General features: G+C 59.0%; 25 protein-coding genes. 10 read left to right on the top strand and 15 right to left on the bottom strand.

Features of this window, described 5'->3' with window-relative positions:
- Nucleotides 1–37: 37 nt before the first annotated feature.
- From FDQ92_RS11745 to FDQ92_RS11755, 3 genes are read right to left on the bottom strand one after another with little or no spacing between them, the layout of a single operon-like run.
- Entirely contained in the window at nt 38–598 is a 561-nt protein-coding gene (locus FDQ92_RS11745; RefSeq protein WP_137425069.1) for an acyloxyacyl hydrolase, read from the bottom strand.
- Between the two features lie 54 nt (nt 599–652).
- Nucleotides 653–1,471 (bottom strand): 3-methyl-2-oxobutanoate hydroxymethyltransferase, encoded by an 819-nt coding sequence (gene panB, locus FDQ92_RS11750; protein WP_137425070.1) that lies wholly within the window; start codon nt 1,469–1,471, stop codon nt 653–655.
- A 36-nt stretch (nt 1,472–1,507) separates the two neighbouring features.
- The gene (locus FDQ92_RS11755) at nt 1,508–2,464 is read right to left on the bottom strand and encodes a ketopantoate reductase family protein (RefSeq protein ID WP_137425071.1); all 957 of its coding nucleotides are present in this window, start codon (nt 2,462–2,464) and stop codon (nt 1,508–1,510) included.
- 271 nt (nt 2,465–2,735) lie between these two features.
- Here FDQ92_RS11755 and FDQ92_RS11760 point away from each other — a divergent pair, with 271 nt between their 5' ends.
- Complete coding sequence (locus FDQ92_RS11760; RefSeq protein WP_170180331.1) at nt 2,736–4,211, top strand: sensor histidine kinase; 1,476 nt, start codon at nt 2,736–2,738, stop codon at nt 4,209–4,211.
- Nucleotides 4,189–4,782, top strand: a complete 594-nt coding sequence (locus FDQ92_RS11765; protein WP_137425073.1) for an outer membrane protein assembly factor BamD — start codon at nt 4,189–4,191, stop codon at nt 4,780–4,782. Before FDQ92_RS11760 ends, FDQ92_RS11765 begins: the two co-directional genes overlap by 23 nt.
- Before the next feature lie 339 nt (nt 4,783–5,121).
- Here the strand turns inward: FDQ92_RS11765 and FDQ92_RS15990 are convergent, their stop codons facing one another.
- Nucleotides 5,122–5,247 carry a hypothetical protein gene (locus tag FDQ92_RS15990; protein ID WP_281276817.1) on the bottom strand — a complete coding sequence of 42 codons (126 nt, stop codon included), beginning with the start codon at nt 5,245–5,247 and terminating at the stop codon, nt 5,122–5,124.
- A gap of 19 nt (nt 5,248–5,266) precedes the next feature.
- A complete protein-coding gene (locus FDQ92_RS11770; protein WP_137425074.1) occupies nt 5,267–5,611 on the bottom strand; it encodes an ArsR/SmtB family transcription factor in 345 nt (114 codons plus the stop codon).
- Between the two features lie 626 nt (nt 5,612–6,237).
- Here FDQ92_RS11770 and FDQ92_RS11775 point away from each other — a divergent pair.
- Nucleotides 6,238–6,774 (top strand): flavodoxin family protein, encoded by a 537-nt coding sequence (locus FDQ92_RS11775; protein ID WP_137425075.1) that lies wholly within the window; start codon nt 6,238–6,240, stop codon nt 6,772–6,774.
- A gap of 700 nt (nt 6,775–7,474) precedes the next feature.
- Here FDQ92_RS11775 and FDQ92_RS11785 read toward each other — a convergent pair.
- The 4 genes from FDQ92_RS11785 to FDQ92_RS11800 are packed head-to-tail and all read right to left on the bottom strand — an operon-like array spanning nt 7,475 to nt 11,708.
- Nucleotides 7,475–8,641 carry an ABC transporter permease gene (locus FDQ92_RS11785; protein ID WP_137425077.1) on the bottom strand — a complete coding sequence of 389 codons (1,167 nt, stop codon included), beginning with the start codon at nt 8,639–8,641 and terminating at the stop codon, nt 7,475–7,477.
- Nucleotides 8,642–9,796 carry an ABC transporter permease gene (locus FDQ92_RS11790; RefSeq protein WP_137425078.1) on the bottom strand — a complete coding sequence of 385 codons (1,155 nt, stop codon included), beginning with the start codon at nt 9,794–9,796 and terminating at the stop codon, nt 8,642–8,644.
- Nucleotides 9,762–10,487, bottom strand: coding sequence for an ABC transporter ATP-binding protein (locus FDQ92_RS11795; RefSeq protein ID WP_137425079.1), 726 nt, complete (start codon nt 10,485–10,487; stop codon nt 9,762–9,764). The genes FDQ92_RS11790 and FDQ92_RS11795 overlap by 35 nt, the downstream gene beginning before the upstream one ends.
- A 3-nt stretch (nt 10,488–10,490) precedes the next feature.
- Nucleotides 10,491–11,708 carry an efflux RND transporter periplasmic adaptor subunit gene (locus tag FDQ92_RS11800; protein ID WP_137425080.1) on the bottom strand — a complete coding sequence of 406 codons (1,218 nt, stop codon included), beginning with the start codon at nt 11,706–11,708 and terminating at the stop codon, nt 10,491–10,493.
- 312 nt (nt 11,709–12,020) lie between these two features.
- Here FDQ92_RS11800 and FDQ92_RS11805 point away from each other — a divergent pair, with 312 nt between their 5' ends.
- From FDQ92_RS11805 to FDQ92_RS11815, 3 genes are all read left to right on the top strand, one after another.
- Nucleotides 12,021–12,476, top strand: a complete 456-nt coding sequence (locus tag FDQ92_RS11805; protein WP_137425081.1) for a hypothetical protein — start codon at nt 12,021–12,023, stop codon at nt 12,474–12,476.
- A gap of 115 nt (nt 12,477–12,591) precedes the next feature.
- A complete protein-coding gene (locus FDQ92_RS11810; protein WP_137425082.1) occupies nt 12,592–13,143 on the top strand; it encodes a rubrerythrin family protein in 552 nt (183 codons plus the stop codon).
- Between the two features lie 798 nt (nt 13,144–13,941).
- The gene (locus FDQ92_RS11815; RefSeq protein ID WP_137425083.1) at nt 13,942–15,519 is read left to right on the top strand and encodes a sigma 54-interacting transcriptional regulator; all 1,578 of its coding nucleotides are present in this window, start codon (nt 13,942–13,944) and stop codon (nt 15,517–15,519) included.
- Between the two features lie 27 nt (nt 15,520–15,546).
- Here FDQ92_RS11815 and FDQ92_RS11820 read toward each other — a convergent pair whose 3' ends face one another.
- The gene (locus FDQ92_RS11820; protein WP_137425084.1) at nt 15,547–16,458 is read right to left on the bottom strand and encodes a DUF1269 domain-containing protein; all 912 of its coding nucleotides are present in this window, start codon (nt 16,456–16,458) and stop codon (nt 15,547–15,549) included.
- 63 nt (nt 16,459–16,521) lie between these two features.
- Between FDQ92_RS11820 and FDQ92_RS16515 the strand changes: the two genes are divergently transcribed.
- Nucleotides 16,522–16,710 (top strand): entericidin A/B family lipoprotein, encoded by a 189-nt coding sequence (locus FDQ92_RS16515; protein ID WP_246041700.1) that lies wholly within the window; start codon nt 16,522–16,524, stop codon nt 16,708–16,710.
- 83 nt (nt 16,711–16,793) lie between these two features.
- Here the strand turns inward: FDQ92_RS16515 and FDQ92_RS11830 are convergent, their stop codons facing one another.
- From FDQ92_RS11830 to FDQ92_RS11845, 4 genes are all read right to left on the bottom strand, one after another.
- A complete protein-coding gene (locus tag FDQ92_RS11830; protein ID WP_170180332.1) occupies nt 16,794–17,594 on the bottom strand; it encodes an IclR family transcriptional regulator in 801 nt (266 codons plus the stop codon).
- A gap of 551 nt (nt 17,595–18,145) precedes the next feature.
- Entirely contained in the window at nt 18,146–18,664 is a 519-nt protein-coding gene (locus tag FDQ92_RS11835) for a peptidylprolyl isomerase (protein WP_137425086.1), read from the bottom strand.
- A 123-nt stretch (nt 18,665–18,787) separates the two neighbouring features.
- Nucleotides 18,788–19,093, bottom strand: coding sequence for a transcriptional regulator (locus FDQ92_RS11840; protein WP_246041702.1), 306 nt, complete (start codon nt 19,091–19,093; stop codon nt 18,788–18,790).
- 132 nt (nt 19,094–19,225) lie between these two features.
- Complete coding sequence (locus tag FDQ92_RS11845; protein WP_170180333.1) at nt 19,226–19,972, bottom strand: M48 family metallopeptidase; 747 nt, start codon at nt 19,970–19,972, stop codon at nt 19,226–19,228.
- 259 nt (nt 19,973–20,231) lie between these two features.
- On the opposite strand from FDQ92_RS11845, the gene lepA reads away from it, so the two are divergent.
- Together lepA and hemW are read left to right on the top strand one after the other, a co-directional pair.
- Nucleotides 20,232–22,028, top strand: a complete 1,797-nt coding sequence (gene lepA / locus FDQ92_RS11850) for a translation elongation factor 4 (protein ID WP_137425088.1) — start codon at nt 20,232–20,234, stop codon at nt 22,026–22,028.
- A gap of 13 nt (nt 22,029–22,041) precedes the next feature.
- Nucleotides 22,042–23,160 (top strand): radical SAM family heme chaperone HemW, encoded by a 1,119-nt coding sequence (gene hemW / locus FDQ92_RS11855; RefSeq protein ID WP_137425089.1) that lies wholly within the window; start codon nt 22,042–22,044, stop codon nt 23,158–23,160.
- Between the two features lie 40 nt (nt 23,161–23,200).
- On the opposite strand, the gene FDQ92_RS11860 is transcribed toward hemW, so the two are convergent.
- Nucleotides 23,201–23,761 carry an NUDIX hydrolase gene (locus tag FDQ92_RS11860; protein ID WP_137425090.1) on the bottom strand — a complete coding sequence of 187 codons (561 nt, stop codon included), beginning with the start codon at nt 23,759–23,761 and terminating at the stop codon, nt 23,201–23,203.
- Nucleotides 23,762–24,127: 366 nt separating this feature from the next.
- On the opposite strand from FDQ92_RS11860, the gene FDQ92_RS11865 reads away from it, so the two are divergent.
- On the top strand, nt 24,128–25,090 hold the full coding sequence (locus FDQ92_RS11865) for a helix-turn-helix transcriptional regulator (RefSeq protein WP_137425091.1): 963 nt from the start codon (nt 24,128–24,130) through the stop codon (nt 25,088–25,090).
- The last annotated feature ends 7 nt before the right edge of the window (nt 25,091–25,097 follow it).

Below are 25,097 nucleotides of genomic sequence, written 5' to 3' on the forward strand. Positions count from 1 at the left end.
GTATTCTTAGACAGCCTCTAACCTCGCGGCCTCTGTATCAAAAAGACACCCCGCAGCTGAGGACAAAAAAGTTGATACCGTCATTTTCGTCAGCCAGATCAGCGTTCGAATAGTGAACAAGCCTGGCGCGCAAGGAGTATCGTTCTTGGGGACCAAAGGCCATCCCCAAGCCCACGACGTCTCGAAACTGAAAATGGGAACCGAGCTCTCGGTCGTCGAATTCTTCATGCTCGATGTAGGCCCCGCCTACCCCTACCTCCAAAAAAGGAGTAACTTCCCCGTCGGTGTGCAGTACATAAGTGAGCATCGGGGTGACATCAAAGTTAACGTCGGTTTTATCGGATGAAAACCACAACCCGCCGCCCGCCTCCACTGCAGGCTGAAAATGTCCCACGCCGGTGGACCAAAACTCCCAATCGATTTCCCGGGCATAGCCGACCCGAATCTTTCCGTCTGTATCCCAAGATCCGCCGCCGCTGAACAACACTGTATTGGGCATGGTATCCTGTCCGGCCATGGCGGGCTGCACCCAAGCACATGTCAATACAACAGCTAGAGCTATCCATGCGTTTACTACCAGATTGTTGTTGGATTTCACTTCGGTTCTCCTCTCCTAAAGCCATGTCATCAGAAGCGGCGGCTATCAAGGGTTTCAGGGATTGTGGATGGGGTTCGTGTGAAAGGAATGTTCCGGCCCGGGGAAGGTGCCGTTTTCGACCTCTTCCCGGTAGCGCGTGAGCGCTTCCACGATGCGCGGGCCGAGCGTTTCGTATTGTTTCACGAATCGGGGCACGAACCGGTCGAAAAGGCCGAGGACATCGTGGACCACCAGCACCTGCCCGTCGCAGTGGGGTCCGGCCCCGATCCCGATGGTTGGAATGGGGACGGCTTCGGTAATACGCGCCGCAATGGCTTCCGGAATCGCTTCCAGTACCAGGCTGAAGCACCCGGCTTCCGAAAGGGCGATGGCATCCTCTATGAGGGTTTGGGCGGCTTCGGCGTCTTTCCCCTGGACCTTGAACCCACCGAATTGAGCGATGCTTTGAGGGGTGAGTCCCAGGTGGCCCTGTACCGGGATGCCGGCCGACACCATGGCTCGAACCTGGGGCAGCACGCGGGCGCCGCCTTCAAGCTTCACGGCCTGGGCTCGTCCTTCCTTGAGAAACCGTCCGGCGTTCAGCACCGCCTGTTCTACGCTCACCTGGTACGACAGAAACGGCATGTCCCCGATGACAAGCGCCCGGGCGGCCCCGCGGGTCACCGCCTTGGTGTGATGGAGCATTTCTTCCATGCCCACGGCCAGGGTGTCGTCGTGACCCAGGACCACCATGGCGAGCGAATCCCCCACCAGGATCATGTCGATCCCGCTTCGGTCGACCCAAAGGGCCGTGGGATAATCATAGGCGGTGAGCATGGTGAGTTTTCTCCGACCTTTGGCGGCTGTCACATCGGGGACGGTGACACGTTTCATGGCAAGACCTCCGTTACGTGCAGGTTGGGCGGGAAGTCAGCGGCCGCCGACGGATGCCGCGGCCGTCTCTTCCTCAAAGACAGCTTCCAGGGTGTGGATCAACTCGGTGAGGGTCCGGTTGACCGGAGTGGGGACTTGGAGTACTTCTCCCAGGCGGACGATGGCTCCGTTGATGGCATCGATCTCGGTCCGCCGCCGGTGGTCCACGTCCTGGCCCATGGACGAACGGTTGGCGGCCGTAGCCTGGGCGATGCGGAACACATCTTCCACCGAAAAATCGTTCAGGGGAATTCCGGCGGCCTGCGCTACGGCAAGGGCTTCCAGGACCGCGGCTTCTGAAAGCCGCCTGGCGGGGGCGAGCGAGGCTATGGCTCCATTGCGAATGCCGGTGAGCGCCGTGATCGCATTGATTCCAATGTTCACCATGAGTTTCTTCCAGATGAGGGTTTGGACATCGGATGCGGCGTGGGCTTCCATGCCGGCCTTATTCCAGAGGCGGACGGTTCGGTATACCCGCTCGTCGGTGCCGCCCGACCAGGCGCCCACGTGGGTGGGGCCGTTGCCGCCGTGGCGCACCACGCCGGGTTCGACGAAGGTGGCCCCTTGGGCGGTGACACCGGCCAAGACCAATGCCGCCTCGAACGTGCCGGCCAGCAACTCTGCGTTCCCGATGCCGTTTTGAAGGGTGAGAAAAAGGGTCGAAGGTTGCAGATGCCTTTCTTGCAGTGAAGCCAAAGCGGCGCCGGTGGCGTAGCTTTTCACCATCACCAGCACCAGGTCCGCGCGCCAAGGGATGTCCGAAGCGTTGGTCGAGGCTTCGATCGGCGTCGTTTCCAAGCGCCCGTCCAGTTCGATAATGGTCAGACCCTTTCTGCGGATCGCCGCAATGTGTTCGCGATGAATGTCGAGCAGAAAAACGTTTTCGCCGGCTCGCCCAAATCGGGAACCGAAGAGGCTCCCCATGGCTCCGGCGCCGATCACGAGTATGTTCATGGCTGCACTCCACTGAAAGGCCTTTGTCCCGGCGAACATAGTCTATAAAGGACGGGGGCATCTGGACAAGGAAAATCCTCGAGCCGCCGGACGGCCGGCAGGTACCTCGCGGGCGCCGACCTGTGCTCTGAACCGCGGCTTCCCTGGATCTCCGTATTCTGGAACACGATCGTTGCGCTTGACTGCAGCCTCGATGAAAGCCAAAGATGAGCGCATACATCAGTCCGAAAACAGCCGCTCTCCTGCGAGGAAGCGGTCCAGCGAGGGTTCCATGCAAACCAGGTTCGGCATCATCAAGAAGCTTTTCTTCTGGTACGCTGTACTTATTGCCGCCTTCTACGGAACCATTTCCGTCTACTACCTCAGCATCCAGAAGATCCTCACCCTCTCCGACGATATCGTGAACAAGAACTACCGGATTTCTTCCTCGGCCAAGGCCATGATCGACAGCCTCATTTCCATGGAGGAGAACGAAAAGCGCTACAGCATTTTGAAGAATCCCGAGTACCGTGGGTATTTCGAATCTTCCCGGCAGGAATTCGAAGACCACTTGGCGGAAATCCTGCGACTCCTCATGGGAACGAAAGAGGTGGTTCCCTGGGAGGAGTTGTTTCGGAGTTACGCCGCTCAACGCCAGCAAATGTCCCTGACGTTCAGTGCCGGGGAAATCCCGGAGGATCTCTGGATTCCGGAACGAATGATCGACGGCTGGATTCAGCGGATTTCCACGGTGCTCGCCACCAATGAACGAGAAGTGGAACTGGCCATGAGGGACCTCCACGAAAAGGGAAATCTGGCCCGCCGGTGGGGGATGGTCGGTGTGGCGGTGTCCCTGCTTTGCGGCGTCTTGGGAATGATGTTCCTAGCAGGTTCCATGAGCCGGCCGCTCCGGGAATTGCGGCGTGGGATTCGGAACCTGGCGAGGGACGGTTCCAGCGAGCCCATCCGGATCCTTTCCGAAGACGAGTTCGGCGAACTGGCTTTCGCCTTCAACGAAATGCTTAACAGGCTGAAGGAAGAAGAGCGGATGCGGGCCGACTTCATTTCCATGCTCAGCCACGAAATCCGCAATCCCCTCACCACCATCCGGGAGTCGGTAAACCTTATCGAACAAGGCACCATGGGGACAGTAAACGACAAGCAGCGCCGGTTTCTCGGCATCGCCCGCCAGGAAGCCGAGCGAATTTCGGGACTGCTCAAGAATCTTCTTCAGCTCTCCAAGCTGGAAGCGGGGCATCCTGCGGTCAACCCCAGGGAGCTGCGGCCCGCCGGGCTGGTCGAACGATGTGTGCAACGTTTCGCGCCGGCGGCGGAGGCCAAGAGCATCGGGATCCGGATGGACATTCAGCCGGATCTTCCCACCCTGATCGGCGACCCGGAACTGCTCGAACAGGTCCTGCTGAACCTCATCGCCAATGCGGTCAAGTTTTCACCGCCCGGCAGCGAAGTGGTGGTGGCGGTGAACTGCGGCAGCGGAAGGGAGCAAGTGGTCTTCGCGGTGACCGACAACGGCCCGGGCATTCCGAAGAGTGAACAGTCCTTCGTGTTTCAAAAATACTACCGCGCTTCTTCCTTTCAGCATAAGATCGACGGAACCGGTCTGGGGCTCCACATCGCCAAGCACATCGTGGAATCCCACGGGGGAACGGTCTGGCTGGAGAGCCGGGAAGGAAGCGGGAGCACGTTCGGGTTCACACTTCCTCTCTCGACCAAGGAATGCCGCGATGAAAAAATCGAACAGACTTGAGACACGAATTCCGGTGCTTCTGTGCGTCCTGGCGGTCGCGCTCTGCTACTGGGTGCCGGGATGCGCTCACTTCCGGGGCAAGCAAAGCGCGGCCGAATTGGAAGCTCAAAGAGATGCCGCCATCAAGTGGAACGAAGGATTCAAGGCCTTTGAAGAGGGCGATTACGAGACGTCCGCTGAAATCTTCGATTCGCTGAGCCGCCAGGCGGAAGACGAGGCCCTGCGGCGGAGGGCCCTCTACGCCGCAGCGTGTTCCCACCTGCTCGGTTCCCGTACGGCTCGGGAGTTCGACCAGGCCTTGGAAACCTGGAAGCTCTGGAAGGAAATGGCTCCTTACCAGCAAGACTTCGAAGATCCCCGAATGCTCGACATCCTCCTCCAAAGACACGCCACCTGCTACAAGGAAGCGCAGAGATCCCGGCAGAGGCTCAAGCCCCATAACGAAGCCGCCTTGAGAAAGCGCCTCGAGGAGAAGGATAAGGAAATCACGGAACTGAAACAACGGCTGGATGCCCTGGAAACCCTCCACCGCGAGATCCAGGAAAAGAAGAAAGGGGTTTCTTCACCGTAACCGGCGGAGTGGAGGCGGCGGCAGGCGCGGAAGGGACCCAGCCCGGAAAGCCTTCGGCGCAACCAAGCCGGGGAAAGGCGGCGCTCCGGAGGCACCGTCAGGGATCGCCCGCGGTCGCGCGCGATTCCCCTGCGAACGCGGTCAACTCGTAGCGCATGCCGCGCTTGATCTGAGTGTACGTCCTCCGATCATTGGTGCTCAGCATCCGAGCCAGTGCCATGGCTTCGAAAAACGCGGTGTCATCTTCATCTCGGGCTGAAGCTATGCAACGTTGATCCCCGTGCACCGGGTCTTTGGATGCCCGCTGGTGAGTACCACCGCGGCATTTTCGGTTGAGCGTTAGATCTCGTCCGGTATCCGGTGATGATCTTTCAGAACGTCCGTGGCGAATGTATGGGCGTCTTCCTCATCGCTCATGGTCACCACGAATACGGCGTCCCTCTTCTTGAGATCGAGTGCCGCCATCGGCTGTTCCTCTTCCGCCTCATTTGCCGCAAAGGGTTTCCCGGTTCAGATGGGGGAGCCTTTCATAAAGGCGCATGATTTCGGGGTCATCGTTCAGCCAGTGACGGAGGTTGCCGATGAGGGCCGCCGCGTAAGGACTGCTCTCTCCGTCGGCAAGGCGGTAGTTCACCCAGAGCCCCTCTTTGGTCGATGTGACGAGGCCGGCTTCTTCAAGTATTTTAAGATGCTTGGATACAGTAGGCTGGGCCAGGCCGAGGCCGGCCGTGAGTTCACACACGCACAGCTGCCGCCGCTGAAGCAGCTTCATGATCTTGACGCGACTGGGGTCGGAAAGCGCCTTCATGACCCGAACGAAAGGCTTCATGTTCGAAACTCCGTGTGCTCGTGATGTCGGCATAATCCTAAGGCTTTTTCCCGATCCTTGCGAGCCCATTGTTTCCTGTTGAAAGCGGTGCGGAGTGCTCGGACCGGCTGCCGGTGGGCGCTGCGGCTTTCGGGGGGAAGGAGGAACCAGAGGAACCGCGCGGACCCGGGAGGGGTTTGCTTCCCCTCGTTTCCAAGTTCCGGCTTGGGAACGCCCTGCCCGGGAAGCTCCAGCTTCGCCTCACTGTAAAGGATTTGAACGATTTCGTGGTCTTCGAAATATCTAGGCTGCTCGCGATGCGGTGAATGTGGTTCTCCATGATCACGTGGGCATAGAGCCGCATCCACGCTATAACAGCTGATATGACGAAGTAGAGGTGTTTGGGTCCCTTGTTATGGATTTTGCAGCGGGTTCGCCGTGGGTTACGGCCTCATGGGAATCGAAGCTGGAGCTTCTGCACAGTTGTGTTCCCAAGCTGGAGCTTGGGAACAAGGTGGATGACGGACATTCCATTTCCAGGACCCCCCAGCGTCTTTCTTTACATATCCGCATGAGTTTGCTAGTTTAAAATATAGTTTTCTTCTGGCACAGGTAACTTCTCAAACAATCTAGCACAGGAGGCAAAAATGCGCATTCTCAACTTGTACTACTCCTCCACCGGCAACACGGCTTTGGTGGCTGAACGCATAGATCAGGTCATCCGCGACGCGGGACACACCCTCGATTCCATCCGCATTGACAAGGAAACCGTCGTTGACCTGCTCGCCTATGACTTCGTCTTCGCCGGTTCGGGGGTTTACGCCTGGCTGCCCGGCAAACCGATGCAAAACCTCTTCGAACAGCTGCGCCGCACCTATGTCGAGGACGGCGCCATCAAACCGGCCTCGCCCAAACTGACCGGCAAGTATGCGGTGCTTTACTGCACCTACGGAGGCGTGCATACCGGTATAAACGAGGCCATCCCCGCCATCAAGTACATGGGCCAGCTCTTCGATCATCTCGGCTTCCATATCCTCGCGGAATGGTACGTCGTCGGCGCGTATCGCCTGGAAAAGATGCAGGCCATGTCACGCGACGGCAGGCTCGGCGACATCAGTGATCGGCCCAACGAGCAGGATCTGCGGCATATCGCCGAAGCAACCAGGGGTATTTTGCGGATCTGAGGGCTTGTCGAAAAACAAGCTCATGAAACTCTGCCCCTGATGAGGTTCGTTGTTCCTGCTGGAGTGGTCTTGGCCGCGATGCAAACCATCTGTAGGAACATGCACGGGTTGCATTTATGCTATTGGGTTGTTTTTAAAGATGAACGTTGAACATCGAACATTGAACGTTCAACATCGAATTAAAAAAACGTGGTACACGCTGAATAAGTTTTAACCATCTCTGGGTCTCTCTAAGTTCCTTTAATGAGATACGAAGCCTATGGATAAAGTTCTTTCCCCTGGTTCCCAAGCTCGAGCTTGGGAACGAGGGAAAACGGAGCTGATGCGCTTGTTGCTTCAAGACCATCTGGATCTACCTTAGAGGGTCACCCTGGATGTCGTTCTAAAAGGTCCGCAGCCTTCTTGCGTGTCATATGTTTGATTCTTCATCCTTTCCCGTTCACCATTCACCACTCACCACTCACCATTCAATGTTCAATGTTCAATGTTCAATGTTCGATGTTCAGTGTTCAGTGTTCAGTGTTCAGTGTTCAGTGTTCAGTGTTCATTTTTTCCGCTCGATAGCGGGCAAAAACAACTTAGCGTTTCTGGGGCGGCCGAGAGTGGGTCACTTTTTTGGTAAAGCCTGTGCAAGTTCGAAGATGCAGGCGCATGTGCGGTGAGCGGCACCAGACCGGACTGATCCCGTGAATGTAGACTTTTACACTTCACGAAGTGCGGCGACCAGATTCATCCGCGATGCCCGGTAAGCCGGCAGAATACCTCCCAGAAATCCCATGAAAAGCGAAAACAGGAGTGAATCTGCAATGATTTGCCCGGAAAGGTAAAAGCCGAAGGCCAATTCCGAAAACGTCTGGAAATTAGTGGTGGAAACCGTGAAGAATTGCAGGAGGGAGGCGAGAAGGAGTCCAGCGCAACCGCCGGTTAGGCCGAGGAAGAGGGATTCCAGTAGAAACGCCGTGAGGATCGTTCGACGCTGAAAGCCGAGCGCGCGAAGGGTACCGATTTCGCCCGTTCGGTTGGCGACGGCCGCATACATGGTGATCATGGCTCCCACGATGGCCCCGATGGAAAAGACGGCGGTGAGGGTTGTTCCGAGGATTCTGAGGAACTTGGCCATGGCGGCGGACTGTTCCCGGTAGTACGTGGTTTCGCGCTTGGCTTCCAGGGTCAGGCGGGGATCGCTTTCGATTCGTTGCTTGACTTGGTTGAAGGCCGCAGGGTTTTTGAGGCGAAAAATCACCGAGGAGTAGACGGGGCGGCGAAACGCTTGGAGGAGCTGGTCGACGTCACCCCAGATTTCGGAACTGAAGCCGGTACTTCCCGCGTCGAAGATCCCCACCACCCGCCACTTGCGCATGGCGAACTCCAGGGTTCCACCGAGTTCCGCGTTCTTGAAACGTTCCGCCACGCTGCGCCCCACGGCGATTTCCGTCAGGCCTTTCCCGGGAAGGCGTCCGGCCGCCAGCCGAACCTGGGGCCGAAGCGCGTAGGACATTTCCGAGATTCCGCGGATCACCACGTTGGCCGGACTGCCGGTGCCGCGCTTTTTCAGATTGATGAGGACCACCAGTTCCTTCGCCGCCATGGGCCGGCCGTTGTCCCCCACGGCGATTTCCGGGAGTGTTTCCACGAGGGCGGCGTGGCTGCGTTCCACGGCGCTCTGCACTTCGGTCGTGGACGAACGGCGGATGGCCACCACGTTTTCGGGGGACCCGGTATCCACGAGGGTTTTTTCCAGGCCTTCGGCCAGCATGAGGATGGCGGCGAAAACGAAGACCACCAGAGCCATGCCGCCGGCGGTGAGCAGCGTCGTGAAGCGCCGTGCTGCGAGGTTCCTCAGGCTGTAAGCGAAAAGCAATCCCACTCAGCCGATCCTCCGGAGCCCTTCGGCGATGGGCACTCTCACCGCCTGCCAAATAGGAAACCCGGCGGCCACGGTTCCTACCACCGTCACCGCCGCTAAGTCCTGGTAAAGTGTCCGGACATCCACATTGAACACCGGAAAATACTGACCCAACGCGTCGCGGAAGTAGGCCGCCGCCGGGAAGGTGAGCGCCATGCCGATGAGGCCGCCCATGGAGGTGATCACCAGGGATTCCCCGAAAATGAGGCTCCCCAATGTGGCCGCGCCGAAACCCAGAGTCTTGAGAACGGCGAACTCGTCCAGCCGCTCTCGGACCGACATGGACATGGTGTTGGCCACCACCGCCAAAATGATCACAATCACGACCAGGGAAACCAATTCGATGGCGGTCAGGATCGCTTCGCTCATGGAAATAAAGCTCATCTGGAATGCTTTTTCGGTTTCGGTGAGGGTCTCGGCGAAGGAGTTTTCAAATAGCTCGTCGATTTTCTGAGCGATCCCGGCGGCTTCCTCAGCCCGCTCGATGCCCGAGATATAGAAACCCACCTGGTCGGCGCGGGTTGGTTGTACTTTCTTGAGGGTTTCGTTCAGGTAGGCCCAATGGAAAAAGAACCGGTTTTCGTCGATGGTTTCGTCGCGAGCCCGGTAGATGCCCCGCAGAACGAAATCCCAGTTTCCGGGGAATATGGTTCCCCGAAGGGTCAGGGTATCCCCGATATCCCAGCCGTAGCGTTCGGCGAGTTTCCGTCCCGCCACGCACCCTTTGCGATCTGTAAGGAACGCGGTCTTGTGCGATTCGGGAAGGACGAATTCGGGATGGAGTTCCAGGAAAGACTCCGGTTCCACCGCGAAGTTCGCAAAAAAATGCTTTTCGTCGATGTAGATGCCCCCGAACCAGTTGCCGTAGGAGACGGTTTCGACGCCGTCGACTCCGCGGATCTTATCGGCGTAAGAGAGGGGCAGGGGAAAGACCAGGGAGATGGCGTTTCGGGTCACCAGGCGATTGGCGGCCGAGGCTTCCACTCCGGCATACCAGGCGCTGATGACCGTCTGCAGCATCCCGAAGGCCAGGATGGCCACCGCCATGCCGCAGACGGTGAGGGCGGTCCTCAGCTTGTGCCTAAAGGCATTCCGAAAGAGCAGTTTGAGGAGCATCCGTGAGCACCCCTTTGTCCAGGACCTTCATGGAATGGGCCCGCTTGGCCGCGCGGGGGTCGTGGGTCACCATGATTACGGTCTTTCCCAGTTCACGGGCCAGCTGCTCCATGAGTCGCAGTACGTCGTCGGCCGACGCCCGGTCGAGGTCGCCGGTGGGCTCGTCCGCCACCAGGATCGTGGGGTCGGTCACCACCGCCCTCGCGATGGCCGTCCGCTGCTGCTGTCCTCCGGAGAGTTCTCCCGGGTAATGATCCAGGCGGTCTTCCAGGTTCACCAGGCGCAGGGCCGATCGGGCGTGTTCGCGGCGTTCCTTTCGGGGAAGGCCTGTGAGCAGCAGTGGAAGTTCCACGTTTTCAAGGGCCGTGAGGACGGGGATGAGGTTGTAGAATTGAAAGATAAAGCCCACGTGAAGGGCCCGCCACCGGGCCAGCTCGGTTTCCGAAAGTCCGGTGATTTCCATGCCGCCCACCGTGATGCGCCCTTCATCGGGCTGATCGAGGCCGGCGATGAGGTTGAGCAGCGTGCTCTTTCCGGACCCCGAAGGGCCCATGAGGGCAAGAAAATCGCCCTCGCAAATGTCCAGGGTGATCTTTTCAAGGACTCGGATCGTCTGCTTACCGCGCCGATAGGCCTTTCCCACGCCTTCGATCCTGACGATGGGAGGGTGTTTTACAACCGACTCAGGCATCTCCTAACCTTCCAATGATTTGACCTTGGAACCGGACCTCAACGATGCCGGAGGATCCACCACCACCTTGTCCCCCGCTTCCAGGCCGACCCGTACTTCGACCGCCGACCCGAGAAAACGTCCCACCCGGACCGGCACGGCTTCCACCCGGTCGCCCCGGATCCGGAAGGCCGTGGAACGCTCACCTTCGGTGATCAGCGCCGAGCGAGGGATCGAAAGCACCGGCTGCTCCTCATCCGCCCCCACCTCCCGGGAAAGGAACGCCACTTTCGCGCTCATTTCCGGGAGGATCCGCGGATCCGGCTCCAGGAAGGCCACTTTGACCATAACGGAAGCCTTGGTACGATCCGCCGTGGGCACGATCATGTGGACGCGCCCGGAGAACCGGGCGTCGGGAAGGGCGTCCAGCTGAATCACGCAGGGCTGCCCGACGTTCACCTGTCCAATGCTGGATTCGGAAACGTCCGCTTCCACCTGGAGGGAATTCATATCGGCCAGGGTCACCACCGCCGCCTTAGCATTGGCCGCCGCTCCCAGCGGGGTGAGGATATCGCCCACATCGGCGTTTTTGGTCAACACCACGCCGTCGAAAGGAGCCCGGATTTCGGCGTAACCGACGGCCACCGCCGCTTCGTCGCGGGCGGCACGAGCCGCTCGGAGGGCCGCTTCACGAGCCGCTACGGCCGCTCGGGCGGTTTTCATGCGGGCGACCGCCGCGTCGTGTTCCGCCTGGGTGATGTAGCCAGGAACGATGAGCCGGCGGCTGCGCTCGTAATCCTGGAGCGCGTTTTCGAACTCGGCCCGGGCCTGGTCCAGGTTGTGGCGGGCCAGTTCCACCTCGGCCCTTGTCCGATCCAGGGCCGCGCGCGCGTCTTCGTTTTCAAGCCGGGCGATCAGTTGGTCGGCCTTGACCCGGCTTCCCTCTTCCACCGCCAGGTGGACCAGCTGGCTGGTGATCTTGGGGGCCACGGCGGCTTTCCGCTGAGCCACCACGTAGCCGCTGGCGTTCAACACGGTGAAAGCCTGGGAAGGGTAGAGGTATTGAACGGTCGCCGGAGTCACTTCGACGGCGGGGGCCAGGATGCCCATTCGGTAAAGTAAAACGCCGAGCCCGCACGCACCGGCGACAAGCGTCCAGAACAGCAGCCGTCCGCCCCGCCTTCGGCGTATCGATACCTTGCTCTTGTCAATTCGCAGTTTGGAAACGTCATCTTCCGGCACGCGAAGGCTCCTTCCTTTCCCTGGAACGAAGGGAGCATATTCCGATGATCGAACTGCACCTAGAAAAATAATGGAAACTATGACGCTTAGAAAGCCCGCTTCAGCCGGTTTCGAAGAAGCAGCATCGAATTTTGATCATTCCCTCGCAGGTCACGGGAGTGAAGAAGAGAGCTTTCCAAAGGCTATTGGCTTGAAGGTTTTGAAACCGGTCGAAGCAGCACCGTGCGAGGACGTCGACTCTTGGGCGGTTGCCGAGCCGAGGGTTTTCCCACACGGTGGCAGCGGGTAGACTGAAAGAAAAGGGAGTCGCCCATGGAAGAGATCTTCCGGGAAATGGGAAAGGAAGAGGACTCGCTTTCCAGCGGGGAGCTTCTGGAAGCGATCGATCATCTCTATGCCTCGCTCGAGCTGATGGTTGCCATCGAGCGAGATGTGTTCGACGGGGTCCTGGACTGGGAGGCGTCATCGAGAGGGCTTGCGGATGCATGGTTTCAGGTCAACTGCTGCCGACTCTATACCGAGCGATTTGTGGACATGGAAGAACGCTTGCAGCCGGCCATGGGGCTCATCAACGACGCCAAATCCATGATCGATTCCATGGTGGCGTGGGGCTACGGCCTGACCCGTGCCGCCCGAGGGAATGTTGTGGGGAGCCTCGATCAGGCGGGAGACCTGGTTCACTCCGTTCTGGAGGAACTGGAAAGCTGGATCGGTTTCTACGAAAGGGAGTCGGACGATTCTTTGGATTCCCCTGCGGCACCACAATGAACAGCCGCCTTATTACTTCGCTCCCGTTCTTGACTTGGCGGGGAAAAAGGGTTTGGTAAGTTATCGGCGTCGTTCGTTCTTGGGTCGTCAACCGTTACGAATGGAGGATCGTTCTATGAAGCTATCGACCCAGCAGAACATGATCAATGCGTTCGGCGGTGAAAGCCAAGCCAACATGCGTTATCTACATTTCGCCACGCAGGCGGAAAAGGAAAATTTCCCCAACGTGGCCCGCCTGTTTCGCGCCATCGCCCAAGCGGAATACATCCACGCGGGCGACCATTATCGCTGTCTCAAACACCTGGACGGCGGGTTTGTCGCCAACAGCATGGCGGCTTTCGGCCCGGGGGATACATCCAAGAACCTGAAATTGGCCATCGCAGGCGAGGAATTCGAAATCACGGAAATGTACCCGACATACATCGAAGTGGCCAAATATCAGGGGGAAAAGGACGCGCAGCGCAGCTTCGAATGGTCCTACGGCACGGAAATCGAGCACAAGAAACTGTTCGAAAAGGCCAAACAGGCTGTGGACGGGGGAAGCGACGTAGAGCTGGGTCCCGTGCAGGTGTGCGAGGTTTGCGGCTATACGGTGGAAGGGGACGCGCCGGATATCTGCCCGCTCTGTAAATCGCCGAAGGAAAAATTCACCGCTTTCATTTCCTGATCCGTGCCGCAGAGGATGTGAAAACGGTCCGCTTCGGCTCAGCCGAGGCGGCACCATGTCACCATAGGGCAACCAAATGCGTTGCCCGTGTGATCCGACACCTTGACCAAAAACGGCCCCCTTTGAAGTCCCGCCATCGCCCCCTCCCTGTTTCGGTTTCATGGCCGCCATATCCCGAAGAGGCTGTCTGAGAACACCCTTCATCCTTCTGAGGATTGGGTATCCGTTTTTCGCGTAGTGGCGGTTCGTGAACGGCGGTAGGAGCCGGCTTGCCGGCGACCAGGGTCAACGGGGCATTGCCGGTTTATGGGTCGCGGGCAAGCCCGCTCCTACCGATAACGGAAAATCGGGCCGATTGCCTGTGGGAGCCGGCTTGCCGGCGAGCGGCATCGCTGTAGGAGGCCCGCCCTCGGGCCGATGGGGTGGGGCGGAGCATTGGGGTTTGTTCATCGCGGCGAGGCCGCCGCTCCAACTTTCGCGGCGACGTCCCACGGTGGATGAAGGTGGCCTTCCGGCGAGCGCCGAAGTCCTTCGCTTCGGGAGTCGATTTTCTGATCGGATCGTTTCACCGTTTTTTTCAGAAGACGCGAGGTTTTGGGGCACGAAATTGTGTCGAAGGGATCTTCATAGTCCAAATTTGTTTCGCGGTTTGGGATGGCCGGCGGGCCGGAACACCTCCATGACGACTCCGGTTTCGCACAAAAAGTGACAGGACCCCGGCGGATTGCCGGACCCCGGCCGGTTTGCGAAAGGGCCGGGCCGACGGGAAGGCATGTGGTTTGCTCTTTCCAAGAAGTCATGGAACGAGAAGTCTGTCAGCTCGAACTCAAAGTGCTCTACGACATCTGCCGGATCGTGGGCCAGATCCTCCAGCTGGACCAGGCATTGAACACTATCTTGGAGGTTCTTTCCCGTTCGCTGGCGATGGAGCGGGCGACCATCGTCCTCAAGGACCTGGAAACAGGCCTTCTCAAAATCCGGGCGTCCCATGGGCTCCGGCAGGAGGAGCGGGAGCGCGGAATCTATCATCCGGACGAGGGCATCACGGGGCTCATTTTTCGATCCGCTCAGCCGTTCGTGGTCCCCGATGTCCGCCAGGAACCGCTTTTCTTGAACAAAACCAAGTCGCGAGCCATCGAAAAGGAGGGGCTTTCTTTCATCGGAGTTCCGATTCTGCTGCACGGCCGGCCCGTAGGGGTGCTCAGTGTGGATCGGCTTTTCGGTACCGAAGTCTCATTCCAGGAAGACATCCGCTTTCTCACGATTGTGGCGGCCATCATCGCGCAGTTTTTCGAGCTGAATCTCCAGGTGGCCGAAAGGGAAAAAACCTTGCGGCGCGAAAACCTGGCGCTTCGCTTGGAAGTTTCCGAAAAATACAACCATTTCTTCATGGTGGGAAAGAGCAGGCCGCTGGTGGAACTGGGGTGGTTGATTCAGAAGGTGGCCCCGAGCAAAGCTTCGGTCTTGCTCCTGGGGGAATCGGGCACCGGAAAGACGCTGATCGCTCGCATCGTTCATGAATTGAGTCCAAGGGCTCGGGGGCCGTTCGTTAAGGTGAACTGTGCGGCGCTTCCCGACAATCTGCTGGAATCGGAATTGTTCGGGCACGAAAGGGGAGCTTTCACGGGAGCGGCCAGCACCAAGACGGGCCGGTTTGAAGAAGCCGATGGAGGCACCATTTTCCTGGACGAGGTGGGTGAGCTGTCGCTGCCCCTCCAGGCCAAGCTGCTGCGGTTTCTCCATGAAAGGGAGTTCGAGCGCTTGGGAAGCACGCGGACGCGAAAGGTGGATGTCCGGATCGTCGCCGCGACCAATAAAGACCTGGCCTCCGCTGTTAAACAAGGTCTGTTCCGCGGCGACCTCTTTTACCGGCTGAACGTATTCCCCATCCATGTCCCCCCGCTTCGGGAACGCCCGGAAGACATCCCGCTTCTCGCCGAGTACTTTCTGGACAAGGCGTGCGGCGAGTACGGGAAAAACCTGCACTTCGGACCCAGGGCGATTGCCGAGCTGAAATCGTACGAGTGGCCGGGCAACGTGAGGGAGTTGGAAAACCTCATCGAGCGGTTGGTCATTCTGGTGGATGGGCCCTTGATCGACGCCGACGACCTGCCGTCGTTTCTCAAGCTGCACCCGGAGGTGCCGGTTCGAGACGCGGGAGTTTCCCTGAGCCGGATTGAAGAGATGGAGCGGCGGGAAATTTTGGGTGCACTGGAGCGCAACAACTGGATCCAGTCGCGGGCCGCCAAAGATCTGGGGCTGACCCTCCGGCAGGTGGGCTACCGTGTTCGAAAATATGGGCTGGAGGCGTTCATCAAGAACAGGCAGCGCTCCGTGGGCCTTCCGGACATCCGGGAACCGGGATCCGCTTCGTGACCAGACTCCCGAAAGGAAATCAACCGGTCAGGGGGTTTCAGGGCCTTCACCATTCAAAGCCGCCTGCAAGGTGAGTTCGGCCCTTCGACTCAAGGTGGTGATGAGCACTTTGCCGCCCAGCCCCTTGATGCGTTCCAATACCGGCCTCGATTCGGGCTCTTCCACGAGAACGAAGAGGGCTGCAGCGCCCGGAGTCAGCATGCAGGACAGTTCTCGGAGGAAATCGTTTTCAATGCCTACGTGATCCAAAAGTGCCGGAAGCGCGGAAGACGCCGCGCCCGCGGCGGCTCCCACCGCCGCCCCCAAAAGGGGATGCAACATCAGGGTCCCCAGAAGCAGACCTGCCAGCCCGCCCGTCGTAACCCCTTTCCCGGAAACCTCATGGTGGTGACGGACCTCGAGGGACCCGTCACCCTTTCGCATGACGGTCGCCATATCCGTCACCTTGAGTCGCCGCTCCTGTTCCAGCTCTCGAATTTGCCGCGTGAGTTCTTCGGCCTCCTTTTCGTAGCGCATTTCGATCACCACCAGGTGCCCATGGTATTTCGTCCGCAGGAGCGCCTTGGCGAGATTGGAAGCGATCCATTCATGGAAATTCGGGGAAACCGTCTCCCATTTCCCCAAAGAATCGATCAATGCGACGCTTTCGTCCTTCGTGTTAAGCATGACGTAGACGTCGATGTCTTCACCCAGTTTCTCGATGGTTTTTCTTCCGGCGTAGCCGATCACGATGTATTCTTCTGGAAGCGATGGAAACGCCGCACGAAAGGATTGGGTGGTTCCGACGACGAACGCCACGTTTCCAAGTCCTGGTATCCAGCTCGCTTCCGTGACGGGATCTTCAGGAAAACGATCGCCGTGATGCTTGAGGAGATCCAGGTAACACGACGGCGGGCGAACCCCCAGCTCCTTTCGGATGGTCATTTCATAGTCGCGCATGGTTTCAACTCCCTCGAAAAAAGCTTATAAGATGAAGACCCGCGAATCAAAGGGAAAGAGGATATGTGGCGAACCCATGGATGGCCCGATGGTCACCGACTGGAGAAGGAGAAGATGCGGATCCTGGCGTTTTTCAGGAAGTTCCTGGTCCTGGTGATGGTTGCTTTGTGCCTGGGCGGCTGCAACACCATTTCGGGAATGGGAAAGGACATCGAATCCTTGGGCCGGACCATCAAACGGGCCGCCGACTGAACCGATTTTTGGCGGGAAGCAAACCGGTGGGAGCCACGGTGATGATCAGCTTCTCCATGGATGCGCCTATTCGCTCGATGTCCTTACGCCGGCTGAACCGTTACCTGTTGCTGCAGCAGATCGGAGATGGTCTTCGCGGTCTTCAGCAACGGACCGGAGAAGTTCTTGGCCAGCTGTTCCAGGTTGTACCGGGCCGTGGGAACGGCGATGTTGATCGCCGCCACCGGCCGGTTGTCCCGCATGATGGGAGCCGCGATGGAACGCAGTCCCACGGAAAGTTCTTCGTCGCTCACCGCGTAGCACTGCTTTCGCACCTTCTCCAGCTCTTCCAAGAATCCTTCCCGGGTGGTGATGGTGCGATGTGTGAGCTGTGAAAAGGTGATGCGGTCGAGAAGTTCGGAAAGCTCCTCTTCCGGCAGGTGCGCCAGGATGGCCTTTCCCATGGACGTACAGTGGAGCGGGAGCCGAGAACCGATGTGCAGCTCCGTCGGCATGATCTGTTCCGTCTTGAAGCGGGCCACGTAGAGGATTTCCGTCTGGTCGAGAACCGCCATGTTGACGGTTTCACCAAGGAAAGCCGATAGTTCCCTCAAGTGAGATTCACCGACCTGGCGGAGGTCCAGGTTGCAGACAATCGCATAGCCGAGTCCCAAGGCCTTGGGCGTGAGTCGGTAGCGCTTCTTGTGGATGCGTTCCACGTAGCCGAGTTCGGTGAGCGTGTAGCAGAACCGGGACGTCGTGACCTTGTGAAAGCCCACCTCTTCGGACAGTTGGGTGAGGTTGAGGGGCTTGGAACTCCTCGCCAGCGCTTCCAGCACTTGCAGTCCACGGGCGAGGGACGTAATGAATGACCGAGGTTTGGCGGGGAGCTTGATTTGTCCCATAATGCCTCGCTTTCTTGTTAAAATAAATTGTTTATGTGATCTTCCGGCCGAAGCCGGCCCGTTGCCCGCCGGAGCCGGCACATTCCGTCCTGCGGAGTACTTTTCATGATGCGTTATCATCGTATTGCATTGTAGAATAAGAAAGTGTGGGGTCGGTGTCAAAGGGTTTGTAGCGTAGAAAATAATAGACCTAATATTTGATGCCAAATTCTATTTCCCCTCCCCTTGTGGGAGGGGAGTAAGGGGAGGGGGGAGAGGGGGATTTTCTGACCTTCGTCATCCTTTTTGCTTAAGGTCTCCACTTTAGAATGCTACCAAAGATTTGAACGAGTGCATGGTCTTCGGTAGATCCGGGGCTCCTCGCGATGAGGTGCATGGGTCACGGCCTCATGGGAATGGAAGCTGGAGCTTGGGAACAAGGTGGATGGTGGAGCTTCGGAACAAGGTGGAATTTCCAGAGAATTCCAGCATCTTACAATGAACACTCTATTTTGTGGAACTGTACTCAGCTGTAACATCGCGTCGCCTCTGTAAAACCGCTTTCGTCGCTTTCATGGAGCATCCACCGTCACCTTCTGAATCACGACCGGGGTCTTAGGTACGTTTTCGTGTCCCCCGACGGCCCGGGTTTCCACCTTCCGGATGGCGTCCACCACCTCCATGCCTTCAGTCACCTGCCCGAAGACCGCATAGCCATAGCCCGGAGGTGTCTTGTCCCGATGGTCGAGGAAGGGGTTGTCCACCACGTTGATGAAGAACTGGGACGTGGCGCTGTTGACCAGGTTGGTCCGGGCCATGGCGATGGTGCCCCGGAGGTTTTTCAGTTCCTTCGAAGCTTCGTTCTTGATGGGCTGATGGGTCTTTTTGGGTTTCATGTCGGGGGTGAGTCCGCCGCCCTGGATCATGAAATCGTCGATCACTCGGTGGAAAACGGTCCCGTCGTAGAAGCCCTCCCGAACGTAACGGAGGAAATTGTCCACGGTTTGGGGGGCCTTGTCTTTCCAGAGTTCGATCTTGACGGTGCCCAGGCTGGTTTCCAGGGTCACGACGGGGTTGGCGGTTTCGGTCATCTTCGGTTCTCCTTCTGCGAGTGAGGGGAGCGGCGTCGAAAGAAGAATCGCCGCCGGGATCAGCCACGAAAAAAGCATCGCCATCATAAGAAGTCCTCTCCTGAAATGCAAACGGAAGCCCGGTCAGCGGATTTGGTACCGGGGTTCTTCCAGGTGGCCTTGCTTACAGCGCGGACAGCGCCCGGGGCGGGAGAGGCGCTTGCGATCCTTGAAGACGTAGCCGCACACGAGGCACCGAAAAGGGTGGATCACCAGCCTTTTTCCCTGGCCCGCGGCCGTCCGGGCCACGTGCGGCAAATGGGCGGCGACTTCCCTTTCCGAGAGGTGAAGGGCTTGCGAAAGTTCGCGGACCGTGCGCCCGCCTTCTTCCAGCAACGTGGCCATGCGTTGCCGTAGGGTTTCCATGAAGGTGCCCCGAAGTTCCTTCAACGTGCCAAGGAGCCTGTCCAAAAAAGATAGGCCGGCGGTCCGGATCCCATGCTGGAGCGGCCTTGGCCGCGATCGGGGTCGCCTGCCTGCCGGCAGGCAGGCAGGCCGGCTTCCACAAAAGGGCGCTGAAACCTATTCCCGGACAGGCTCCCGGGGTTTCCAATTGGCCCAAGCGGGGACGGCGTGAACGGCGTCCCTCAACGCGGCGTCCTTTTCCCGGGCCTCGGGTTCCAAGCGGCTCAATAGATCCCAAAAGTCTTGGGAATGGTTCATATGCACCGTGTGGCAGAGTTCGTGGACGACAACGGTGCGAACCAAGGGGGGCTCCAAAAAAAGCAGCTTCCAGCTCAAGCTGATGGTGCCGCCGGCCGAACAGCTTCCCCACCGACTCTTTTGGCCTCGGATCTGGACCTTTCGATAGCTCAGCCCCGTTTCCCGGCTGAGCCGTTGGAGCAGGGGAGGGAGGCAGTGGCGGCCGAGACGTTTGAGCCATTCTTGGAGCAGCGTCAAGCAAGCGGCTCGGTCCGTTACGGCGCCGCGGAGCGTCACGGTCGCCTTATGGAAAGACGGAATGAGTTCCACTGCCGGACCGTTCTGCCGAACCGTGCTGACGGTGACGGTCTTACCGATGGCCGGAAGCTGGATTTGCTTGGGAAGTTCGGGCGGCTCAGACGGCGAAAGTCCTTGGGCTTCCAGACTTCGCCAAGCCTGTTCGATCCACGTCCTCTTTTCTTCGAGGATCTCCGGAATCAACCGGCGGTCGAACCCGCGAGGTATCACCACTTCCAATCCTTCGTGGGGCCGGACCTTGAGGATGACGCGCTTGGCCCGGGCGTTTTCACGAAGGCGATAGTGCGATGTCTGAGGGGGCTTTTTCATACGATGGGCCTGAACCGTAGGGGTCCAATGGACGTTCATCGGAAGCCGTCGGCGTTCGGATCGGCGCCGTCATGCGCCTTGCCCCGATCACCTTTACCTGATAGTCTCGCGTAGACGCATGCCCGATAATATAGCCGATGGAGCCTTACGGAGTCACGTGTTTTGCACCCGTGCCGTTCGAAACCGGGTGTCGCCGGAACTGCGGGGCCCTTGGGCCGGTTCCGGTATCGTTTTTCAAATGGAGGAACAACAGGCCGAAATGCCAAGTATTCGAAACTTCAGCATCATCGCCCACATCGATCATGGAAAATCCACCCTCGCGGACCGTCTGATCCAGCATGCCGGGCTGGTGGACGAACGACAGTTTCACGACCAAATGCTGGATACCATGGATATCGAACGTGAACGCGGGATCACCATAAAGAGCAACACCATAACGCTCCCGTATACCGGCCGGAACGGGGAAACGTACGCCCTGAACCTGATCGACACACCCGGCCACGTGGATTTTTCCTACGAGGTGTCCCGGGCGCTGGCGTCCTGCGAAGGGGTGCTGCTCCTGGTGGACGCCTCCCAGGGTGTGGAAGCCCAGACCATCGCCAATCTCTACGCGGCCATGGAACACGACTTGGTGGTCATCCCCGTCATCAACAAGATCGATCTTCCCTCGGCGGACGTGGACCGGGTGAAGGAAGAAATCGAAAACGAACTGGCCCTGGATTCGGAACAGGTGATCCTGTGCTCCGCCAAGGAAGGGATCGGCATTGAAGACGTCCTCGAGGCTATCGTGGAACGCATTCCGCCGCCGAAGGGCAGCCCGTCAGAACCGCTGGCCGCCCTGGTTTTCGACGCTCATTACGACCCGTTCCGGGGTGCCGTCGTGGCCTGCCGAGTGGTCGACGGCGTGGTGCGTCCGGGCGATCTCATCAGGTTCCTGTCGAACGGCGCCGTCCACAAAGTGGAAGAAGTGGGGATCTTCGGCTTGAAACGCGAAAGCCGCAAATCGCTCAGCGCGGGCGAAGTCGGCTACATCATTGCGGGCATCAAGACGGTGAGCGACGTCAACATCGGTGACACCATCACCCTGGACCGGATGCCGGTTGAGAAGCCGCTTCCCGGTTTCCGCGAGGTCAAACCGGTCGTCTTTTCGTCCATCTACCCGGTTTCTTCCGACGACTACCCGTCGCTGGCCGACGCTCTGGAAAAGTACAAGCTGAACGACGCCGCTCTGGTCTACCAGAAGGATTCCTCGGCCGCTCTGGGCCAGGGGTTCCGCTGCGGTTTTCTGGGGCTCCTGCACCTTGAAATCGTTCAGGAACGGCTGGAACGGGAGTACGACCAGTCCATCATCATGACGGTCCCCAGCGTTCAATACCGATTCAAACTGGATACCGCTGAGACCGTAATCGTCGAAAATCCGCAGTATTATCCGGATCCCACCCGCATCGTGTCGGCGGAGGAGCCCTTCATCCGGGCGAGCATCCTCTGCCCGGACCGCTACATGGGAGCCGTCATGAAGCTGTGCAGCGAGAGGCGGGGCGAAAACCCCCGGTTCAGCGTCCCGACTCCCGGCCGCGTCGAAATCGTGTTTGACATGCCGCTCGCGGAAGTGATCTTCGATTTCTACGACCGGCTCAAGACAGTCACCCAGGGTTATGGTTCCTTCGATTACGAAATCATCGAATATCGGGAAAGCAACCTGGCCAAGCTGGATATCCTCGTCAACGGCGAAAAAGTGGACGCGCTTTCGCTCATCGTCCACCGGGACCGTGCTCGGGAGTGGGCCGTTCAGGTCTGCGAACGCCTGAAGGAAGAAATCCCCCGACACCAGTTCAAGATCGCCATCCAGGGAGCCATCGGCGGGAAGATCATCGCCCGTTCCACCATCTCGGCCTTCCGCAAAGACGTCACCGCCAAGTGCTACGGGGGCGACATCACTCGAAAGCGCAAGCTTCTTGAAAAACAAAAGAAGGGCAAAAAGCGTATGAAGATGGTGGGGGCCGTCTCCATTCCTCAGAGTGCGTTCGTGGCGGTGCTGAAAGCCGAAAAGGCATAGGGACGCCGCCCGCATGATCCAAGAACCCGCCGGCCTCTACGTTCATGTCCCGTTTTGCCGCACCAAGTGCCGCTATTGCGACTTCTATTCCGAAACGGACCTTGACGCGGTCTCGCCGTGGTTCTCGGCCGCTTTGGCTGAAGCCGACCTGTACCGGGAGATCTGCGGCGCGTTCGATACGCTCTACCTGGGCGGAGGCACCCCAAGCCTCCTTCCGGCTCGCCTGGTGGAATCCCTGCTGCGAGGCCTGAGAGGGTGTTTTTCCTTCGGTCCCGGGACCGAAATCACGCTGGAAGCCAACCCGGACGACGTCACGGCGGAAAAGCTCCGGGCGTGGCGGGCGGCGGGGGTGAACCGCTTGAGCCTGGGGGTGCAGTCCTTCGACGACAAGGAGCTGCGATTTCTCGGGCGGCGGCATGGAGCCCGCTGCGCCATGGAGGCCCTGGATCTCGCGCGCAAGGCCGGTTTTTCCAACGTGGGAATCGACCTCATCTGGGGGCTCCCCGGGCAGTCCCTTTCCCAGTGGATGACGACCCTCGAAGAGGCGCTCGCCTTCTCCCCGGAACACCTTTCCTGCTATGAACTCACCGTGGAAGAAGGCACCCGGCTGCACGAAGCCGTAACAACGGGTGCGGTGGTCCTCCCTGCGGAAGCGGACTTGGCCGAACGTTTTCTGGCCACGTCGGAACGGCTCACCGTCTTCGGCTACGACCACTACGAAGTTTCCAACTTCGCTCGAACCCGCAGGCATCGTTCCCGCCACAACCAGAAATACTGGCGCCATGTGCCCTACCTCGGACTCGGCCCATCGGCCCATTCCTTCATGGAGGGTCGCCGGTGGTGGAATGTGCGCTCTCTTCATGATTACATCCGCCGCCTGCAGTGGAACATCAGCCCCGTGGCCGGCGACGAGCGGCTCACCGGCGACCAACTTCGCCTGGAAACCCTCTATCTGGGCTTCCGAACAAGCGACGGGATCACCCGTCGGGAACTGGGCGAGGGGCCCGAGGTGGAAAGCGCGCTCGAGGCACTCCGTCGATCTGGAAACCTGGAAGTGGTCGGTGACCGCGTGCGGGCCACCCTCACCGGTTGGCTCATGGCCGACCGGCTGCCCTCCTTTTTCGACCCTTGAACCCTCAGCCCGCCGCCGGGAAGCGAGGTTTCTCGCGCAGTTAGGGAGCCGTCCCCGGAAGACCGTATTCCAGGAAAAAACGGCAAAATGCGGCGACCATGATCGAGTGGGAAATGGCCCCGGTCCGCAACATGCGAGGCACTTCCACCAAGGGGATTCGGACCACTTCGATGTCTTCCGTGTCGTCGGGTTGCGGCGGGCCGTCCAGGACGACGTTGTTTGCAAGGAACGTGGCGCATTCGTTGTTCTGGATGGCCGGATTCGGGTGCGTGGTGCCCAGGAACGTCCACTCGTTGCTTCGGTATCCGGTTTCTTCCATGAGTTCCCGGATCGCCGCCTGTTGCAGGCTGTCGCCTTCTTCCACGACGCCTCCGGGAATTTCCAGGGTGATGCTGCGGATCCCGTGGCGGTACTGGCGGATCATGACCACCTCACCTTCAGGCGTGAGCGGGATCACGTTCACCCAAGGCGGGAATTCGATGACCCAGAAATCGTGGACACAACCGGTCCGCGGGGACCGTACCTTGTCGCTTCGCACATTGAAAATGCCGAAGGATCGACGGGTATCGCCGGAAAGCAGCGGCCAAGGTTGAATCGCCATGACGGACGGCTCCTTCCTTTCTTTGGAATGCATGCACCACACATTTTTACCATACCGGCCCGGAAGCTGGAAGCACGCCTTTAAAGATGTGCACCCGATGCGGATCGGGTGGGCCGCGCCGCGGCGCATCAGCGATTCCCGTGGCGCCTGTAAAGCTTGAAAACCGGGCCTCTAAGGATTTCGTTTTCCCAAACCCGAAGGTTCTCCTTTCAGGCCCGCTCTTCCCCCAAAGACGATCCGCTCCGGGAATTGCTGCTCACGGGCAGAGACATGCAGAGTCTACACTGGAGTAGACCCGAATGTGAAAAAGAGTTGCTATGAAAAGAACGGCCTTGCTACTATCTCGGCGTTACATGGAGGCTCTACATGGCTATTTCCTATCAGCGTCGTCTACAACGATTGCTTGAAATCCTTGTAGAGGTCAAGAGTCAACCCGGTCAGCCATTGAGAGGGCTGATCGACAAATTGGGTATCAGCAAGGCCCAGTTTTATAAAGATCGAAAGATCCTCGCCGAACTCGGCTTTTCCTTTCATTATGACCGATGCGCCGGGCGTTTCGTCGTCGATGGAGACGCCTTTCTGCCGGTAGAAGATTTGAGCGTGAGCGAACGGATTCTGCTGGTGCTCGCCGTGCGGCAATTGTCTTCCTCGGGAGATTTCTATATCGGCTATCACGCCTTGAAGGCCGCGAAGAAACTGATCGCCGGGTTGGATGGGGACAGCGCCCGCTTTGCCTCGGCGGTCTTCGACGACCTGGTGCTCAGAGAAGGCTTCGGCTGCCGACCGGACATCGTGGAGCGCCTTCAGGAAGCCGTTGCGCAGCGCCGACGGATCCGGATCGATTACCTTAAGCCCGGCGCGTTCAAGCCGGCTTGCTACGAACTGGACCCCTATTCCTTTTTCTTTCGGCGCCGAGCCCTGTACGTGGAAGGCCATTGTCCCACTCGCAAGGCGCTGCGCACGTTCCGGGTCAATCGCATCCAGCGCGTCGCCTCAACCGGCATCTTTTTTCAACCAAGGGAAGACTACGATTTCGGGCGCCGCTCTCGAAGCGCCTTTTCCGTTTTCACCTCGGAAAACACGCAAGCCGTTCGGGTGCGGTTCAGCTCCAGGGCGCGCCCCTATATCGAAGAAATCTTGTGGCATCCGTCTCAGCAACTGCAAGCCGGCAAGGACGATTCCCTGATCTTCACCGCGGACGTGGCTAACCCCCGCGAAGTGCTCTGGTGGGCCATGAGCTGGGGAGGGGACGCAGAGATTCTCGAGCCGGACTGGCTACGCAGGGAAGCGGCCCGGGAAAGCCGGAAAATGGCCGAGCTCTACCGTTGACCCCACG

The organism is Desulfoglaeba alkanexedens ALDC (assembly GCF_005377625.1).
Taxonomy (GTDB): Bacteria; Desulfobacterota; Syntrophobacteria; order Syntrophobacterales; family DSM-9756; genus Desulfoglaeba; species Desulfoglaeba alkanexedens.

Coding starts and splice junctions, on each gene's coding strand:
- FDQ92_RS11835 (WP_137425086.1), bottom strand. CDS start 18,664: ATGACCGAAACCGCCAACCCCGTCGTGACCCTGGAAACCAGCCTGGGC.
- FDQ92_RS11830 (WP_170180332.1), bottom strand. CDS start 17,594: ATGGGACAAATCAAGCTCCCCGCCAAACCTCGGTCATTCATTACGTCC.
- FDQ92_RS11770 (WP_137425074.1), bottom strand. CDS start 5,611: ATGAAGCCTTTCGTTCGGGTCATGAAGGCGCTTTCCGACCCCAGTCGC.
- FDQ92_RS11755 (WP_137425071.1), bottom strand. CDS start 2,464: ATGAACATACTCGTGATCGGCGCCGGAGCCATGGGGAGCCTCTTCGGT.
- FDQ92_RS11775 (WP_137425075.1), top strand. CDS start 6,238: ATGCGCATTCTCAACTTGTACTACTCCTCCACCGGCAACACGGCTTTG.
- FDQ92_RS11795 (WP_137425079.1), bottom strand. CDS start 10,487: ATGCCTGAGTCGGTTGTAAAACACCCTCCCATCGTCAGGATCGAAGGC.
- hemW (WP_137425089.1), top strand. CDS start 22,042: ATGATCCAAGAACCCGCCGGCCTCTACGTTCATGTCCCGTTTTGCCGC.
- FDQ92_RS11820 (WP_137425084.1), bottom strand. CDS start 16,458: ATGCGCGACTATGAAATGACCATCCGAAAGGAGCTGGGGGTTCGCCCG.
- FDQ92_RS11860 (WP_137425090.1), bottom strand. CDS start 23,761: ATGGCGATTCAACCTTGGCCGCTGCTTTCCGGCGATACCCGTCGATCC.
- lepA (WP_137425088.1), top strand. CDS start 20,232: ATGCCAAGTATTCGAAACTTCAGCATCATCGCCCACATCGATCATGGA.
- FDQ92_RS16515 (WP_246041700.1), top strand. CDS start 16,522: ATGTGGCGAACCCATGGATGGCCCGATGGTCACCGACTGGAGAAGGAG.
- panB (WP_137425070.1), bottom strand. CDS start 1,471: ATGAAACGTGTCACCGTCCCCGATGTGACAGCCGCCAAAGGTCGGAGA.
- FDQ92_RS11760 (WP_170180331.1), top strand. CDS start 2,736: ATGCAAACCAGGTTCGGCATCATCAAGAAGCTTTTCTTCTGGTACGCT.
- FDQ92_RS11805 (WP_137425081.1), top strand. CDS start 12,021: ATGGAAGAGATCTTCCGGGAAATGGGAAAGGAAGAGGACTCGCTTTCC.
- FDQ92_RS11845 (WP_170180333.1), bottom strand. CDS start 19,972: ATGAAAAAGCCCCCTCAGACATCGCACTATCGCCTTCGTGAAAACGCC.
- FDQ92_RS11765 (WP_137425073.1), top strand. CDS start 4,189: ATGAAAAAATCGAACAGACTTGAGACACGAATTCCGGTGCTTCTGTGC.
- FDQ92_RS11815 (WP_137425083.1), top strand. CDS start 13,942: ATGGAACGAGAAGTCTGTCAGCTCGAACTCAAAGTGCTCTACGACATC.
- FDQ92_RS11790 (WP_137425078.1), bottom strand. CDS start 9,796: ATGCTCCTCAAACTGCTCTTTCGGAATGCCTTTAGGCACAAGCTGAGG.
- FDQ92_RS15990 (WP_281276817.1), bottom strand. CDS start 5,247: ATGGCGGCACTCGATCTCAAGAAGAGGGACGCCGTATTCGTGGTGACC.
- FDQ92_RS11810 (WP_137425082.1), top strand. CDS start 12,592: ATGAAGCTATCGACCCAGCAGAACATGATCAATGCGTTCGGCGGTGAA.
- FDQ92_RS11865 (WP_137425091.1), top strand. CDS start 24,128: ATGGCTATTTCCTATCAGCGTCGTCTACAACGATTGCTTGAAATCCTT.